This is a genomic window from Pelomonas nitida (assembly GCF_043555975.1).
Taxonomy (GTDB): Bacteria; Pseudomonadota; Gammaproteobacteria; order Burkholderiales; family Burkholderiaceae_C; genus Pelomonas; species Pelomonas nitida.
Map to the genome: position 1 here is coordinate 126282 of NZ_JBIGIA010000005.1, position 16474 is coordinate 142755.

Annotated in this window: 11 protein-coding genes; 4 read left to right on the forward strand and 7 right to left on the reverse strand. The window is 67.3% G+C overall.

The features are described from left to right. Positions 1-12: 12 nt before the first annotated feature. Positions 13-1455 carry a cryptochrome/photolyase family protein gene (locus ACG00X_RS08050; RefSeq protein WP_394487560.1) on the forward strand — a complete coding sequence of 481 codons (1443 nt, stop codon included), beginning with the start codon at positions 13-15 and terminating at the stop codon, positions 1453-1455. 26 nt (positions 1456-1481) lie between these two features. On the opposite strand, the gene ACG00X_RS08055 is transcribed toward ACG00X_RS08050, so the two are convergent. From ACG00X_RS08055 to ACG00X_RS08085, 7 genes are all read right to left on the reverse strand, one after another. Continuing rightward, complete coding sequence (locus ACG00X_RS08055) at positions 1482-2519, reverse strand: GGDEF domain-containing protein (RefSeq protein WP_394487561.1); 1038 nt, start codon at positions 2517-2519, stop codon at positions 1482-1484. A 4-nt stretch (positions 2520-2523) separates the two neighbouring features. Continuing rightward, a complete protein-coding gene (locus ACG00X_RS08060) occupies positions 2524-8529 on the reverse strand; it encodes a hybrid sensor histidine kinase/response regulator (protein ID WP_394487562.1) in 6006 nt (2001 codons plus the stop codon). Between the two features lie 10 nt (positions 8530-8539). After that, positions 8540-10867, reverse strand: coding sequence for a methyl-accepting chemotaxis protein (locus tag ACG00X_RS08065; protein ID WP_394487563.1), 2328 nt, complete (start codon positions 10865-10867; stop codon positions 8540-8542). A gap of 69 nt (positions 10868-10936) precedes the next feature. After that, positions 10937-11467: a chemotaxis protein CheW gene (locus tag ACG00X_RS08070; RefSeq protein WP_394487564.1), complete on the reverse strand. Its 531-nt coding sequence runs from the start codon at positions 11465-11467 to the stop codon at positions 10937-10939. 6 nt (positions 11468-11473) lie between these two features. Then, entirely contained in the window at positions 11474-11839 is a 366-nt protein-coding gene (locus ACG00X_RS08075; RefSeq protein ID WP_394487565.1) for a response regulator transcription factor, read from the reverse strand. Between the two features lie 26 nt (positions 11840-11865). After that, a complete protein-coding gene (locus ACG00X_RS08080) occupies positions 11866-12255 on the reverse strand; it encodes a response regulator (protein WP_394487566.1) in 390 nt (129 codons plus the stop codon). Positions 12256-12295: 40 nt separating this feature from the next. Continuing rightward, positions 12296-12448: a rubredoxin gene (locus tag ACG00X_RS08085; RefSeq protein ID WP_394487778.1), complete on the reverse strand. Its 153-nt coding sequence runs from the start codon at positions 12446-12448 to the stop codon at positions 12296-12298. 183 nt (positions 12449-12631) lie between these two features. Between ACG00X_RS08085 and thiD the strand changes: the two genes are divergently transcribed. The 3 genes from thiD (at position 12632) to mpl (ending at position 16381) form a co-directional block, all read left to right on the forward strand. Next, positions 12632-13576, forward strand: a complete 945-nt coding sequence (gene thiD / locus ACG00X_RS08090) for a bifunctional hydroxymethylpyrimidine kinase/phosphomethylpyrimidine kinase (RefSeq protein WP_394487567.1) — start codon at positions 12632-12634, stop codon at positions 13574-13576. 19 nt (positions 13577-13595) lie between these two features. Next, the gene (gene hemL / locus ACG00X_RS08095; RefSeq protein WP_394487568.1) at positions 13596-14882 is read left to right on the forward strand and encodes a glutamate-1-semialdehyde 2,1-aminomutase; all 1287 of its coding nucleotides are present in this window, start codon (positions 13596-13598) and stop codon (positions 14880-14882) included. 104 nt (positions 14883-14986) lie between these two features. After that, positions 14987-16381 carry a UDP-N-acetylmuramate:L-alanyl-gamma-D-glutamyl-meso-diaminopimelate ligase gene (gene mpl, locus ACG00X_RS08100; RefSeq protein ID WP_394487569.1) on the forward strand — a complete coding sequence of 465 codons (1395 nt, stop codon included), beginning with the start codon at positions 14987-14989 and terminating at the stop codon, positions 16379-16381. Positions 16382-16474 lie beyond the last annotated feature (93 nt).

The following is a 16474-nucleotide window of genomic DNA, read 5'->3' on the forward strand; positions in this document are numbered from 1 at the left end:
TATTCTGTGGGTATGAAGCCTCATCTTGACCGAGCCTTGGTCTGGTTCCGGCGCGATCTGCGCGCCGACGACCAGACCGCGCTCTACCACGCCCTGCGGAGCGCCCGGCAGGTGTTCTGCGCCTTCGTGCTGGACCGCGACATCCTCGACGTCCTGCCCCGCACGGACCGCCGCGTGGCCTTCATCCTGCAGGCACTGCAGGTGCTGGACGAGGACTTGCGACGCCTGGGCGGTGCGCTCATCGTGCGGCACGGGCGGGCGGCCGATGAGATCCCCAGGCTGGCCGCCGAACTCGGCGCCCAGGCCGTGTTCGCGAACCACGACGACGAGCCGCAGGCGCTGATGCGCGACGCGGAGGTCGCACGGCAGCTCGCGCCACTGGGCGCCGCACTACACACCTTCAAGGACCATGTCGTCTTCGAACGCCGCGAGGTGATGACGGCCGCCGGCGGCGCCTATGGCGTGTTCACGCCCTACAAGAACGCGTGGCTGCGCAAGGTCGACGAGTTCTACCTGAGCAGCTACCCGGTCGAGCGCCACGCCAGCGCGCTCGCGGCGTCGGCGCTGGCACGTGGCGTCCCTTCGCTCGACGAGATCGGCTTCGCGCCGGCGACCCTCACACCGCACCTGGGCCAGGGCAGCCACGGCGCCACCGTTTTGCTCGACGACTTCCTGGACCGCATCGACGAGTACGACCGCCGGCGCGACTTCCCGGCCGTCAAAGGCCCCAGCTACCTGAGCGTGCATCTGCGTTTCGGAACGGTGTCCGTGCGCCGCCTGGTGCGCCTGGCGCATCAACGCATGCAGGCCGGCGACCACGGCGCCGAGGTGTGGCTGTCGGAGCTGATCTGGCGCGACTTCTATCACCAGGTCATGCACCACCACCCCCACGCGATGACGTCGGCCTTCCGGCCCGAGTACGACGCGATCGCCTGGGAGACCGGGCCGCAGGCCGATGCGCTGTTCGAGGCCTGGTGCGAGGGCCGCACCGGCTTCCCGCTGGTGGACGCCGCCATGCGCCAGCTCAACGAGACCGGCTACATGCATAACCGCCTGCGCATGGTGACGGCCAGCTTCCTGACCAAGGACCTCGGCCTGGACTGGCGGCGCGGCGAAGCCTATTTCGCGCGGCAGTTGCTGGACTTCGACCTCGCGGCCAACAACGGCGGCTGGCAATGGGCCAGCAGCAGCGGCTGCGACGCCCAACCCTATTTCCGCATCTTCAACCCGACCAGTCAGAGCGAGAAGTTCGACGGCGAGGGCCGCTTCATCCGCCGCTACTGCCCCGAGCTGGCGGCGCTGGACGCCAAGGCCATCCACGCTCCTTGGGAGCGCGCGCCGCTGGCGATGTCAGGGGTGGACTACCCGCGCCCCATCGTCGACCACGCCATCGCCCGTGAGCGCACGCTGGCGCGCTATGCCGTCGTGAAGAGCCGTGCCGTGGCCACGCGCTGACGTTCGGCCGAACCGGCCGACACGGGTCAGAACAGCTCGATGTCGCTGAGCTGCGTGGCTTCCTGGATCACGCCGCTGGCCACCAGCGCCGCGTAGTTATGCACCTGGTTCCGGCCGTTGCCCTTGGCGTGATAGACGGCCTTGTCGGCGCGCTCGAAGGCCGCAGCGGGTGAGTCACCGGCCCGCACTTCCGTGAAGCCGATGCTGACCGTGATGCGCCCGACCTGCGGGAACGCATAACGCTCGGTGTTCAGGCGCAGCCGCTCGAACGCCTCACCGGCATGGATCTCCTCGTCGCAGCGCATCAGCACGACGAACTCCTCGCCACCAAAGCGGTAGAGCAGATCGTGGAAGCGGAACGAGCCGCGCATCAGCCGCGACAGCAACAGCAGCACCTCATCGCCGATCAGGTGGCCGAAGCGGTCGTTGACCGACTTGAAGTGGTCGATGTCGATCACGCCCAGCACATAGTGCGGTGTCGCCGCTTCGTGCCGGCGATCCTCGGCGTCATGCTTGCCATCGTGCTGCGCCGGCGTGTCCGACAGCACCTTCAGGAAGCTCTCGTCGAAGGTCTTGCGGTTCAGCAGCCCCGTGAGCGTGTCGCGCTCCGAGTAGTCGAGCAGCCCCTGGAAGTTGTGATAGATCCGCAGCACGCTGCTGACCATGCGCTGGGCACTTGTGCCCAGCCGCTTTGCCGCCAGCACCTCGATGACGCCGATGACATCCCGGTCCGTCGCGATCGGGAACAGATAGAGCCATTGCCCGTCCTGGACCACCTGCGTCACCGTGCGGCTGCGCATGGCCTCCAGCCGCAGCGGGTGGTCGGTCACCGGCGGCAAGGCCTCCGGCTTGGCCCACAGCGGGTCCGCCGAGGCCACCGCATCACCCGCGCGCAGATGGGCGCGCGTCAACCAACGCTCCTTGCCGGGCTCGCCCACCGTGCGATAGATGGCGACCGTCTCGGGCTCGAGCAGATCGCGCAAGGCCATCACCAACGTGACGTCCATGACGTCACGGTCACGGAAGCCCGTCAGCTCGGCAAGGTGGTCGACAACCTGGGACATGCCGTCAGACTACCACCGCTGACTGCGTGTACTGCCTGATCAAGCCCAGCAAGTGCTCCTCGTCATACGGTTTTCCGAGGTAATGGTCCACACCCAGCTGCGATGCGTAATCACGATGCTTCTGCGCGATGCGCGAGGTGATCATGATGACCGGCAGGTCGGCCAGACGCGAATCTGCCCGCATGTTGCGCACCAGGTCGAAGCCGTCCATGCGCGGCATCTCGATGTCGGAGAGCACGACCGCCGGCAATTCGTCGGCAGCGAGCTTCTCCATCGCATCCAGGCCGTCCTTGGCCAGCAGCACGCGGAAGCCCACACGCTCCAGCATGCGCTGGGTCACGCGGCGCACCGTCAGCGAGTCGTCGACCACCATCACCAGCGGCGGCAGGTGCTCGTCGTCAACCACCGGCACCACCGGCTTCGGCGCATCGGTCTGCGTCTGCGCGGCGGCCAGGCGGGCCTGCGCATCCGCGCCGTACCAGTCGGCCAGCGCGACGACGTTGTAGATCAACGCGACGTCACCGGAGGCCAGCAAGCTGATGCCGGCAAGACCCGGCACGCGATTGAGCTGCGCGCCGAGGTTCTTGACAACGACTTCCTGATTGCCGACCACTTCGTCCACGTGCAGCGCCAGCGCGGCCTGCGCGCTACGCACCAGCACGACCGGTGCGTGGCGCCCGTGCACATTGCCGCGGCCCACCTGACCGAGCAAGCCGCCCAGCCAGTAGAACGGCAGCTCGATGCCGGCATGCTTGAGCTTGCCATTGGCGTAGGCCGCATCGATGGCCTCCACCGGCACGCGCTGCACCGATTCCATCAGACCCGCCGGCACCGCCACGACCTGCTCGCCGCTCTTCAGCAGCACGACCTGCGTGAGCGCCGTCGTCAGCGGCAGGCGCAGCAGGAAGCTGGTACCTTGGCCGGCGGTCGACGACGTCTCGATGCTGCCGCCCAGCGTACCGACTTCGGCGCGGACGACGTCCATGCCGATGCCGCGACCGCTGAGTTCCGTGATCTGGCTGGCCGTCGAGAAGCCCGGCGCAAAGATCAGGCGGCGCAGCTGCGCTTCGTCGGGCGTCGCGTCTGCAGCGATGAGGCCCAGTTGCAGCCCGCGCTCGCGGATGCGGGCGAGGTCCAGGCCGGCGCCGTCATCCGAGAAGTTGAGCTGCACTTCGTTGCCGTGCTGACCCACCTCGATGCGCAGCGTGCCGGTGGCGTCCTTGCCAGCGGCCGTCCGCGTGTCGGGCGCCTCGATGCCGTGAGCAACGCTGTTGCGCAGCAAGTGCTCGAAAGCACCCGCCGTCCGCTCCAGCACGGAACGGTCCAGTTCGGTCTGGCCGCCCTTGATCTCGAGCTTGACCTGCTTGCCGCTGTCGCGAGCCGCCTGGCGAACCACGCGGTGCATACGCTCGCCGATCGAGTCGAACTCGACGAGGCGGGTACGCAGCAGGTCGTCCTGCAGTTCACGGGTCAGCCGCGATTGCGCCGCCAGCTCGTCTTCACCGGTCTGAACGCTACGCGTCAGCGCGCGCTGCAGCGTGGCCACGTCACCGACCGACTCGGCCAGCATGCGCGTGAGTTCCTGGAAGCGGGTGTAGCGGTCGAACTCGAGCGGGTCGAACTCGCGCCCGCCCTGCTGCGCCATCTCCTGCTGGATGTGCATCTGGGCTTCAGCCTGCAGTTCCAGCTCGCGCAGCTGCGCACGCAGACGCTCCAGGTTGTCGTCCAGGTCGAGCAGCGCGCCCTTCATCTGGCCGAGCTCGGACTCCATCCGTGCACGACGGATGCTGACCTCGCCGGCCTGCGTGGCCATGCGCTCCAGCAAGCTGCCGCGCACCCGCACCAACGCCTGCCCGATCGCCAGGCTGTCGACGCCAGCGCCCATCTCGCTGGCTTCGGCAAAGCGACTCCAGTCGACGGTGCGCCCCGTCTCGGCGGGCCCGCCCGCAGCCGACACCGTCGGTGCGACGACCGGCCGGGTTTGAACCACGGCCGCAGGCGCGGGCGCAGCCACCGGAGCGACCGTCGGCGCATTGAGGCTGCGCCCCAATTCATCGAACGCCTGCTCCAGCGCGTCGGCATCATCCTGCAGCGTCTGGACCTGGCCGTAATTGGCCGACCCGGCGTGCAGCAAGGCTTCGATCGCGGATTCCAGGTGGTGAGCCTGCTCACCCAAGCGCATGGCGCCCGCGAGACGCGCACCACCCTTGAAGGTGTGCAACGCCCGCATGCAAGCGTCAGAACGCCCCAGGTCGCCCGGCTCGGCCAGCCAGTCACGCAACGCGGCGTGCAGCTGCTGGATCAGGTCGCGACCTTCTTCCTCGAAGATCGGATAGAGCTCGGGCTCGATGTTGTCGGGCAGGCCGGGTTCGGGCTCCGGGCCATCCGCGGCCGCGATGGACGCCGAATGGAAGGACGGCAGCGGCTCGTCCATCAGATCCGCAGGCACCGCCGCGATCTCGATGATCGGCTCCGGCACCGATGCGGGCACCACCTCCGAAGCCGCCTCGCTCGACAGGTCGACAACCGGCTCAAGCTCGGGCTGCGGCGCCTGCTGTGTGTCGGGCTCCGCGTGCAGCTCGGGCTCGAACGCCTCGACCTGCACATCCGGCACGGCAAGCGCTTCGACCTCCACCGACTCCTCCTGCGGCTGGTAGGCATGCAGGCGAGTGATGAGGTCTGGATCGTTTTCCTTCAGGAAACCGGCAGCGAACTGGTGCAACAGGCGGCGCACATCGTCCGCAGCACGCAGGAAGAGCTCCACATCGGCCGCGTCGTAACGTGTGGCACGCTGGGCACGCTCCAACGCATGCTCCAACTCGCGCGCCAGCCCCGAGAGATCCTCGTAGCCCACTGTGGCCGCATTGCCGGCCAACTTGTGCGCATAAGCCTCGCAGCTCGCCGGCACCGGATGGCTGGTGTCGGCCGCCCATTCGGCCAGCTCCATGGACAAACGACGCGACAGCTCGTCGGCCTCGTTCAGGAAGATGTTGAACAGCGCAATGCTGATACGCAGCGGGCCGATGACCTTGTAGCCTTCGTCCGGGTCCACCACGTCGAGCAGTTCGGGCTCGGCGGTCGGTTCAACCTCGGGCTCCGGCACGATGGTGGCCGCGAAGGCCGGTTCGGGCTCAGCCACCTCCAGGTCCGGCAAGGTCAGCGTGAACGCTTCCAGGCCTTCGGCCGTCTCGACCGCTTCGGCAGCAGGCAGCTCCGGCACCGTCGCCGCCGGCTCTTCCGGCGTCAGCGGCAGGAGCAAGCCGCGCTGCACGTCGTCTTCGCCAACGACCGGCAAACCGCCACCAATGGCCGACTCGGCTTCCGGCAGCGACAGGGCCTCGACCGCGATGATCTCGTCGACCAGCACCGGCTCCAGCGGCAGGTCGAGCACGAGGTCGGGCTCGAGCGACACCGGCTCCTCCGCTGGCGCAACCGCCTCGACGACCTCGACCTGCGTCACGTCGATGATGGCCGGCATCGCATCGAGCTCGACAACTTCGGTGACTTCGATGACGGCTGGCTCCAGGGCCAGATCCAGGTCGACCCCCGTGGACTCGCCGATCGACTCGACATGGGCGGCCAACGGCAGCCGCTCGCCGCTCAAGCGCAAGGCATCTGCGCTGCGACGCACCGGCTCCGAGGAGCTGTAACCCGGCTCATTGCCGGCGATCTGCTCACGCCAGTGCGTGAAGTAGTCCAGCGCTTCGTCGGTGAAGCCCAGCAGCGACTCATCGGCCTGGGGCGTGTGATCGCCCAGACGTGCGTTGTAGAGCTGCTCGCAAGCCCAGGCGCCTTCGCCGAAGTCGTCCAGCCCCACCATGCGGGCGCTGCCCTTCAGCGTGTGGAAGGCGCGGCGGATGACCGTCAGCTGGCCATGATCGGACGGCGCTTCGCGCAGCTCGGCGAGCGCAGTGCGGGCATTGCCGATGACCTCGTCGGCCTCCTCCAGGAAGATCTCCCGCATCTCGGGATCGTCGGCGACGGTGGGCTCGGCAGCAGGCAGGGGTGTCGGCGCCGCACGTGGCGCCGCCACAGGGGCCGTCACCACCGGCGCAGGTGCCGGCTCGGCGGCCAGCGCCGTCAAATCGACATCCGGCAGGCTCAGGTCCGGCAAGTCGAGCGAACCCAGGTCCACACGGACCTGCGGTTCGTCCGGGTGTGACGCAGCTGCAGGCGCCACGGACGCCGCCACCTCGGCCGTCTCGGTATGGAAGCCGCTAGCCTCGAAGTCGGGCAGCTCGACAGCGCCTTCCCGGCGACCCATGACTGCGTCAAGGCGACCACTGGCCTCGTCGAACTGGAACATGCGCTTGGCCAGGGCCGGCTGCACGCTCAGCATGTCGATGAGGAAGCCCAGTGCGCCCAGGTTGTTGGCCAGGCGCTCGAACACATCGCGCGCACCGGGTCGATCGAAGTCGATCTCGGTGTTGGCCAGGCCGTCGATCTCGTCGCGCATGCGAACGGTCGCGTGCGCCGCCTGTTCCAGCCCCAGCACGCCGAGCACGCCGCGCATGGCCTGCAATTGGCCGGGCACGGGAATCAGCAGGTCACGCTGAGCCGGGTTGCGGAAATACTCGTCGCACTGCTTCTCGACCTCGGACAGGCTCGCGCGCAACTCGTGCACCACGCTGCCCAGCGTCTGCCGATCGGAAACCCGGCGATACAGGTCTTCCATCCAGCCTTCCAGCGGCTCGGCCGGCTGACCATGGGCCACGGCCTCGACGCGGCGCGCGAGGCGGCGGACACGGTCGGCCTGCTCGGGCTGGTCGAAGGCGGCGTCTTCCAGCGCCGCCTCGACATACAGCAGGCTGGTGGCGATTTCCATGGCCAGCGCCGGCAGCGGCGCACTGCGCGAGCGCAGCGTCGCCACGACGGCGCGCTGCAGCGTCTGCGCGAGCACTTCGCCGCTGGGGAACAGCCGAACCAGCGAATCTGCCAACCCGGCGAACTGCTCGTCCAGGCTGCCAAGACGGTGTTGGTCACCTTCCGCGGCGCTGGACCAGCTCTCCTTGGCCGCGAGCACACGGCGCTTGGCCTGAGCCACCCACGCCGGGTCGATGCGACCCAGGCTGGCGTCCTCGTACTCGCCGGCGATCTCATCGCCCAGGCGATAGGCGTTATGCACGGCGGTCAGGCGCGGCCCGGCGCCCTTTGCCACCCGGCACAGCGCACAGAAGAACAGCAAGTCCTGCGCAAGACGGTCACGCTGAGCATCATCGCGCTCTCCGCGCCCGACGGCCCGCAGCTCGTTCAGCAACCGGGAGCCCAGGCGCTTCGTGTAGGCATCGCTGCGCAGCAGCTTCAGCGCCTGGCCTTCGAAGACTGCGGCAGCCAGCTGCCACAGCGTACGGGCGTTGCCAGCGGGCAGCGCCGCGGCGAGGCCAGCACACAGGCCGGACAGGTTGGCCGCGTGCGCAGCGCTGGGCTCGCGCATGTGACGCAGCAGCGCAGCTTCGAACGGGCCGCGCACCGACTCAGGCGAGCGCGGCAGCACATCGGCCTCGAGCGGCACCGGGCGCCAGCTCCATTCATGCGTCCACAGGTCGGCCGGGTGGATGCGATCCACGCCATTGAACTTTTGCAGCTCCCGATAGCTCGGGTACAGCGCGAGCGGCGAGGTCTTCGTGCCGGCCAGCAAGCGCGCCACGTAAGCCAGCAACGCAAAGTCGGCACGCTCGATGATGTCGACGGCACGGCCCTCGACCTCCAGCGGACGCTCGGCCAGCCGGGTGACTGCCACTTCCGCAGCACGCAGCACGCTGGCGCCGGCCGGCAGGCCGACGAGCGACAGCACCCCGCTGACCTGGTGCAGCTGGGCGGCCGCCTGCTGCAGCGGCGCACCTGCCTGGCCATCCCCGGCAACGGCGACCGGGCGGCCGTCGCCACCGTCGCGCACCATGCGGCGCAGGGTCTTGTGCACCGACTCCAGCGAGCGGCGCAGTTCCTCCTGAACCCACGCCAGTGGGCTGAGGTCGGCCGGGAGTTCGGAGTCTCTCAAAGAGCTGTCCATGCGTGGCTCGTCAGGCGACCTTGAAGCGGGACACGGAAGCGCGCAGCGCCTCGGCGGAGCGCGACAGCTCGTGAACCATCTGCGCCGTGGAGCGCGTACCTTCCGAGGTCTGCTCAGTCACCGCAAAGATGTGCTGGATGTTGGAGGCCACGGCGTTGGCGTGTTCGGCCTCCTGCTTCGCTTGCGAAGAGATTCGCACGATCAGGTCGTCCAGCTGACGCGACACGCTGTCGATGTCTTCCAGCGCCTTACCGGCCGCGTCAGACAGTTGCGTACCTTCCACCACACCGCGCGTCGAGCGCTCCATAGCGGCCACGGCGTCGTGGGTGTCGGTCTGAATGGTCTTGACGAGCGCGGCAATCCGGCGCGTCGCGTCGCCGGAGCGTTCGGCCAGTCGCTGAACTTCTTCCGCAACCACCGAGAAGCCGCGGCCGGCTTCGCCTGCGGACGCCGCCTGAATGGCGGCGTTCAGCGCCAGCACGTTCGTCTGTTCCGTAATGTCCGAGATCAGCTCCGTGATCTCGCCAATTTCCTGAGACGACTCGCCCAGCCGCTTGATGCGCTTGGAGGTTTCCTGGATGGAGTCACGGATCGCATTCATACCGGCGATGTTGTTCTGCATCGCGGAGAGACCCTGTTCGGCGGCTTCCCGGCTCTTGCGCGCCACCTCAGCGGTCGTCTGCGCTTGTGCCGACACTTCCGTAATCCGGTTCGCCATACCCAGCACGGCCTCACCGGTCGCACGAATCTCGTGCAGCTGTTCCTTGGAAGCAGCCAGCAGGTCGGTGGACGTCTGGTCCACCGCGCCGGTGGTGTCCGTCACGCGAGCTGCCGTAGCCTGCACCTGACCAACCAGATTGCGCAGCTCTTCCACCGTGTAGTTCACCGAGTCGGCGATGGCGCCCGTGATGTCTTCCGTCACCGTTGCCTGTTGCGTCAAGTCACCTTCAGCAACCGTGGACAGTTCGTTCATCAACCGCAAAATGGCCGCCTGGTTCGCGTCGTTGACGCGCTTGGCTTCCTTCTCCTGCGCCTCGGCTTCGAGACGCTGGGCATCGGCGAACGCCGCCTGTTCGGACTTGTCAGCCACGAACAGCCGCAGGAAACCGAGAGCACCGGCGATGAGAGCGATCAGGGAGACCACCATCAGCGCGATCAGCGCCAAGCCTGCGCCGCCGGACTTTTCAAGTTCCGATGCCGCCAGTTCGATGTTCTTGCGCAGCGGTTCGGAGTCCGCAAGGATGGCCGTCTGGGCTTCACGAGCCGAAACCAGGCCTTGCAGGTTACCCAGAATCGCCGAAGCCTGGACACGCGTCTGCTCGTACTGCTTGAGCAGCGTCTCCAGACGCTCACGCATCTGCGGATCCTTCGCCGCGTTCAGGCGCAGTTCGGGGTTGCCGTTGATCAGGGCTTCGGTGATGAGCTTGAACGAGTTCAAGTCCTTACCCAGCAGGAACACGGCCTCGGGGCTCACGCCTTCCTGCGTCAGGAACTCGTTGGCGCTCTTACCGATACGCTGCGTCAACATCACCAGCTGACCGACCGCAGAGACCTCACCGGCGGAAGCGCCAATCTGCAGCGCCTGGGAGGACACCGCCTCGGCGCTTTCCAGCAAGTCGCTGGACTGACGGTTGATGGCGCGAAGCGCCTGACCCACCTGCGTCAAGATCTTCTTCTGGTCCTGCACGACCTTGCCGTTCTTCTCGGCGCGATCGACCAGCGGCTTGATTTCTTCCAGCGTCGGCTGCACGGCCGCCGGGGCCACTGCCAGCGGACCCTCACCCGTGCGCAGGTTGTTGACGACGTCGCTCAGCGTGCCGACCGACTCCTTCAATTCGTCGAAGGCCGCCGCGTTGCCGACGAGCGCCGCCGACACGGACTTCGCCATACGCTGCGAGTGCATCAGCGCCTGACCGGCCGCACGGCCCTGCGCAGCGCTTTGACTCGAGTTCAGCAGCACCAGACCGACGGACGTCGCCGTGCCGGCCAAGCCGAAGACCACCAGACCGGTCAGCAGACGCTGGCGGTTCTGCTTGAGGAACCCGGAACCGTCGCCGGCGCCCAAGGCCCCCGACTTCGACCCTGCGCTGCCGTCAGCACCTTGCGTAGTCGTCGGCGCGAAGCCCATCGCGCTGGACGGGAATTCACTGCTCGGGCCCGGCTCGGTAGGCACCGCAGCCGAGATGATGGAACGAGCCTCGCCCGAGGCGTCGCCGCCGCGTGTCGAATCCAGGCCTGCGCCTCGCAAGTCCATTGCCGCCGTGTCATCGACATCCGGCACTGCGTGCGGCAGTGCATCGGCTTCGGACTTTCCCCTGATTTTGTCCAGCAGGCTCATCTCACCCTCGTCCTTCAATGTTTGTGATGTCCGCTTTGCTGCGCGGACGTCGATGCTGTGAAGCGCGCATCACCTGACGATGTGCAGGAAGTCATCCTGCCTCGCCAACGCTTCCAAATTGATTTCCTGCCAGAGCCGGCCCGACTCGTCGCGGCGCAAGGCACCTGCGAAACGAGGCACGGGCCCCGTTGGCTGCTGAGATGCCAATGGCAACTGATCATCGCCGCGCAGACCCGCCAGGCGGTCCACGAGCAATGCACAGTTCAGATTCATTTCACTGCTCAGCGAGACCAGCCGGGCCTGCGGTGAGCTGATGCGGCTGGGCGCCACCTCGCGCAGCCCGAGATAAGTCGCGAGGTCCACCACGGTGAAGAGGCCGCCCCGCAGGTTGGCCACGCCGGCCAGCCAGGGCTTGCCGTACGGCACCGACTTGATCGGCACCGGCGCGAAGATCTCGCTCGCCTGCTTCAGCGAGAGCAGGATGCCAGCACCCGCGCACTCGACAGCCAGCCAGTTCGCGATCAGCGTCGTCTCGCGCGCCGCCTGCATGCGCTCGGCCAGGCGCTGCTGCAGCTCACGCAGGGCGGTCTTGTTTGCCATCTCGCGTTAGCCCAGAGCCTTGATCTTGGCCAGCAGTTCTTCGGGCTTGACGGGCTTCACGACATAGTCGCTGGCGCCTTGGCGCATGCCCCAGACCTTGTCGGTCTCCTGGCTCTTGCTCGTGCAAATGATGACGGGGACGCCGATGAAACGCTCATCGCGCGTGATCGCCCGCGTCAGCTGGAAGCCGTTCTGGCCCGGCATGACGACGTCCATCAGGATGAGGTCAGGCTTGGCCTCGGCCAGGCGCTTCATCGCCTCTTCGCCGTTTTCCGCCGTGCGGACGTTGTAGCCGCGCTTGGTCAGCATTTCCGAGAGCGCGTGCAGCTCGGTCTTGGAATCGTCAACCAACAGGATGTTGTGAATACTCATGACTCAGTCTCTCAATGGGGGCTTTTTCAGGAGCGGTGCTGTAGCACCGCCTGAAGGAGCTGGTCCTTGGTGAAGGGCTTGGTAAGGTAATCCTGAGAGCCCACCATGCGGCCACGGGCCTTGTCGAAAAGGCCATCCTTGGATGACAGCATGATCACGGGCACTCCGGAGAATTGAGGGTTGCGCTTGATGATGGCGCAGGTCTGGTAGCCGTCCAGACGGGGCATCAGGATGTCGCAGAAGACAAGGTCAGGGGAGAAATCGCCCAGCTTGGCCAGCGCATCAAAGCCGTCCTCCGCCAGCACCACCTCATGACCACCTTGCTTGAGAAAGATCTCGGCACTGCGGCGAATGGTGTTGCTGTCGTCGATAACCAGAACCCGGGTGGGCGCTGTGCTGGAAACTTGCTCGTTCAAACCTAGCCTCCTAGGAACTTCAGCTCGGGACTGGCCGGGATCAGATGCGCACCATCTCGAAATCTTCCTTGCGCGCCCCACACTCGGGGCAGACCCAGTTCATGTCGACATCTGCCCACTTGGTGCCTGGGGCGATGCCGTGCTCGGGATCCCCCGTCTCCTCGTCGTAGATCCATCCGCAGATCAGGCACATCCAGGTACTGGGTTCGCTCACGTGTCACTCAGGGTTTGCTCACTACAATCGCATCATTCTAGCCAGGGCCCGTAAGCGCAATGCTGAGGGCAAACGCCTGTGCTCTGAGCTTCGAAACAGCCCAATTAGCGGCAGACTCCACGCTTTCGGCAGCTCTTTGGCCGCGACCGCCACGACCTTCCCATGAGCCCAACTCCCCACCCCAACGACCACGAGGTCGACCCGCCTCAGGACGAGGAAAGCGCACCACCGGCCTGCGTGCTGAGCTTCAACGCCAGCGACGCCTCGGGCGCTGGCGGCCTGGCCGGCGACGTGGCCACCATCGCGGCCATGGGCGCGCATTGCCTGCCCGTCGTCACCGCGGTCGTGCTGCGCGACACGGCCGAGATCTTCGAGCACCAGAGCCTCGATCCCGACACCGTGGCCGAGCAAGCGCGACACATCCTCGAAGACGTGCCGATCACGGCCTGGAAGGTCGGTTTCCTGGGCAATGCCGAGGGCGTCAGCGCGGTCGCCGAAGTGCTCAGCGACTACCCCGATGTGCCGCTCGTCACCTACCTCCCGTCCATCGCCTGGATCGACGAGGACGAGCAGCAGCAATACCTGGACGCCCTGCGTGAGCTGGTGCTGCCGCAGACGGTGGTGCTCGTCGGCAACCACAAGACGCTGACCGATTTCTTGCTTCCCGAGTGGGAAAGCGAGCGCGCGCCGTCGGCCCGCGAGCTGGCCGTGGCGGCCGCCCAATCGGGCGCGCAGCATGTGCTGGTGACCGGCATCCAGCTGCCCAACCAGTTCGTCGACAACGTGTTGGCAAGCTCGCAAGGCCCTATTGCCGGCGAGAAGTTCGAGCGTTTCGAGACCTCTTTCGTCGGCGCTGGCGACACGCTGTCAGCCGCGCTGGCGGCATTGCTGTCAGTCGGCGCGGAGCTGCACTCAGCGGTCGGCGAGGCGCTCTCGTTCCTGGACCAAGCGCTCGATGCGGGCTTCCGCCCGGGCATGGGCAACGTGGTGCCCGACCGCTTCTTCTGGGCCCTGCCACCGGCCGACGAAGAGGGTAGCGAATCGCACTTCGAAGACGCCGAAACCGAGGTCGAAGAACCCGCCAAATCGCCCCGGCGCATGCACTGACCCCTTGCATCATTTTCCAATGGTTACCAATTCACAGTTGTTTGAACGCGCCACTCGCGTGATTCCGGGCGGGGTGAACTCCCCGGTGCGTGCATTTCGGGCCGTCGGAGGTACGCCGCGCTTCATCGCGCGCGGCCAGGGCGCCTACATCTATGACGCCGAAGGTCAGCGTTATGTGGACTACATCGGCTCCTGGGGGCCGATGATCCTGGGCCACGGCCACCCCGCCGTGCTCGAGGCGGTGCAGAAAGCCGCCGTGGAAGGCTTCTCGTTCGGTGCGCCAACGGAGCGCGAAATCGAGCTGGCAGAGGAGATCCTCAAGCTCGTACCCAGCATGGACCAGGTGCGCCTGGTCAGCTCGGGCACGGAAGCGACGATGAGCGCCATCCGCCTCGCGCGCGGCGCGACCGGCCGACCCAAATTCATCAAGTTCGAGGGCTGCTATCACGGCCACACCGATGCCTTACTCGTGAAGGCGGGCTCGGGCCTGGCCACCTTCGGCCACCCGACCAGCGCCGGTGTCACGCCGGGCGCCGCGGCCGACACCGTCGTCCTGGAATACAACAACGTCGAGCAGCTGGAGGCCGCGTTCGCGCAGCACGGCGCCGAGCTGGCCTGCGTCATCGTGGAGCCCATCGCCGGCAACATGAACTTCGTCCGTGCGTCCCTGCCCTTCATGGCGGCGATGCGTCGCCTGTGCACGCAACACGGCGCGCTGCTGGTGCTGGACGAGGTCATGACGGGCTTTCGCGTGGGGCTGGGCTCGGCCCAGGCGCACTATGCGCGGCTGCTGCCGGGGTTCGCGCCAGACATCTCCGTGTTCGGCAAGGTCATCGGCGGCGGCATGCCGCTGGCGGCCTTCGGCGCCAAGCGCGAGGTCATGCAACACCTGGCGCCGCTGGGCGGCGTCTACCAGGCCGGCACGCTCTCCGGCAATCCGGTGGCCACCGCCTGCGGCCTGGCCACGCTGCGCGAGATCCAGAAGCCCGGCTTCTTCGACGCCCTGTCGGCGCGCACGCAGGCGCTGGTCGACGGGCTGAAGGCCGTCGCCACCGACAACGGCGTGCCGTTCAGTGCCGACTGCGAAGGCGGCATGTTCGGCTTCTTCCTGCTGCCCGAGCTGCCGCAGAACTACACGACGGTCATGACGACGGACAAGGAGCGCTTCAACCGCTTCTTCCACGCCATGCTCGACGCCGGCATCTACCTGGCCCCCGCCCTGTACGAAGCGGGCTTCGTGTCCGCCGCACACAGCCAGGCCGACATCGACGCCACCCTGGCGGCAGCGCGCGCGGCGCTGAAATGAAGCCCGACGCCTCGGCGTCGGTGGCCACGGCGGCCGGCGCAGCCGCCGCTCGATGGCTCGTTTATTGCTGCAGCCCCACGGGCTAGCTCGCTTGGGTCACTGACATGCATCTCCACATCCTCGGCATCTGCGGCACGTTCATGGGCGGCCTGGCGGCGCTGGCCCGGGAGGCCGGCCACCGCGTCACCGGCTGCGACGCCAACGTCTACCCGCCGATGAGCACCCAGCTCGAAGCGCTGGGCATCGAGTTGATCGAGGGCTTCGGCGCCGACCAGCTGGCGCTGCGGCCTGACGTCTTCGTCGTCGGCAACGTGGTCACGCGGGGCGAGCGATTCCCGCTGATGGAAGCCATCCTCGACGCCGGCCTGCCCTATGTGTCGGGCCCGCAGTGGTTGGCCGAACACGTGCTCCAAGGCCGGCATGTGCTGGCCGTGGCTGGCACGCATGGCAAGACGACGACGACGTCCATGCTCGCCTGGATCCTGGAGCACGCCGGCCTGCGGCCGGGCTTTCTCGTCGGCGGCGTGCCGCAGAACTTCGGCGTGTCGGCGCGGCTGGGCGCAGCACCCGCAGACGCCGGCGCGCGCCCGTCGAGCCCCTTCGTCATCGAGGCCGACGAGTACGACACCGCCTTCTTCGACAAGCGCAGCAAGTTCGTCCATTACCGGCCGCGCACGGCCATCCTGAACAACCTCGAGCACGACCACGCCGACATCTTCCCGGACCTGGCCGCCATCGAGACGCAGTTCCATCACCTCGTGCGCACCGTGCCCGCAAGCGGCCGCCTGGTCGTCAATGCCCGCGAGGAGGCGCTGCAGCGCGTCATTGCGCGCGGCTGCTGGAGCGAGGTGCAGCGCTTCGGCGCCAAGAAGGAAGAAGCCGGCATGCTCCGCGCGCGCGGCGAGCCGCAGGCCTTCGACGTGCTGCGCGGCAGCCTCAAGGTGGCCCGCGTGGAGTGGAGCCTGATCGGCGAGCACAACCAGCTCAATGCGCTGGCAGCCATTGCGGCCGCCGAACATGTGGGCGTGTCGCCGGAGCAATCGGCGGCGGCATTGGCCGAGTTCCAGAACGTGCGCCGCCGCATGGAGCTGCGCGGCGAGGTGAACGGCATCAAGGTCTACGACGACTTCGCCCACCACCCCACGGCCATCCGCACGACGATCAACGGGCTGCGCCGCCGCATCGCGCCGGCAGACCGCATCCTGGCCATCTTCGAGCCGCGCTCCAACACGATGAAGCTCGGCACCATGAAGGCCCAGCTGCCCTGGGCACTGGAGGAGGCGGACCTGGCCTTCTGCAACCAGCAAGGGCTGACGTGGGATGCCAAGGAGGCGCTGGCGCCGATGGGCGCTCAGGCTGTCGTCGGCGCAGATGTCGATGCGCTGGTGGCGGCCGTCGTCAAGGTGGCCAGGCCAGGCGATCACCTGCTGTGCATGAGCAACGGCGGTTTTGGCGGCATTCACGACAAGCTATCGCAAAGCTTGGCCGCCCGGGCCTGAAGGCCCGAAGGGCGGCATTCACGACAAGCTATCGCAAAGCTTGGCCGCCCGGGCCTGAAGGCCCGAAGGGCGGCATTCACGACAAGCTATTCT

What these genes read in the sequence shown, in the direction of transcription:
- ACG00X_RS08075 (WP_394487565.1), bottom strand. Translation starts at nt 11,839, where the DNA reads ATGAGTATTCACAACATCCTGTTGGTTGACGATTCCAAGACCGAGCTG.
- ACG00X_RS08055 (WP_394487561.1), bottom strand. Translation starts at nt 2,519, where the DNA reads ATGTCCCAGGTTGTCGACCACCTTGCCGAGCTGACGGGCTTCCGTGAC.
- hemL (WP_394487568.1), top strand. Translation starts at nt 13,596, where the DNA reads ATGGTTACCAATTCACAGTTGTTTGAACGCGCCACTCGCGTGATTCCG.
- ACG00X_RS08050 (WP_394487560.1), top strand. Translation starts at nt 13, where the DNA reads ATGAAGCCTCATCTTGACCGAGCCTTGGTCTGGTTCCGGCGCGATCTG.
- ACG00X_RS08070 (WP_394487564.1), bottom strand. Translation starts at nt 11,467, where the DNA reads ATGGCAAACAAGACCGCCCTGCGTGAGCTGCAGCAGCGCCTGGCCGAG.
- ACG00X_RS08060 (WP_394487562.1), bottom strand. Translation starts at nt 8,529, where the DNA reads ATGGACAGCTCTTTGAGAGACTCCGAACTCCCGGCCGACCTCAGCCCA.
- thiD (WP_394487567.1), top strand. Translation starts at nt 12,632, where the DNA reads ATGAGCCCAACTCCCCACCCCAACGACCACGAGGTCGACCCGCCTCAG.
- ACG00X_RS08065 (WP_394487563.1), bottom strand. Translation starts at nt 10,867, where the DNA reads ATGAGCCTGCTGGACAAAATCAGGGGAAAGTCCGAAGCCGATGCACTG.
- ACG00X_RS08085 (WP_394487778.1), bottom strand. Translation starts at nt 12,448, where the DNA reads ATGTGCCTGATCTGCGGATGGATCTACGACGAGGAGACGGGGGATCCC.
- mpl (WP_394487569.1), top strand. Translation starts at nt 14,987, where the DNA reads ATGCATCTCCACATCCTCGGCATCTGCGGCACGTTCATGGGCGGCCTG.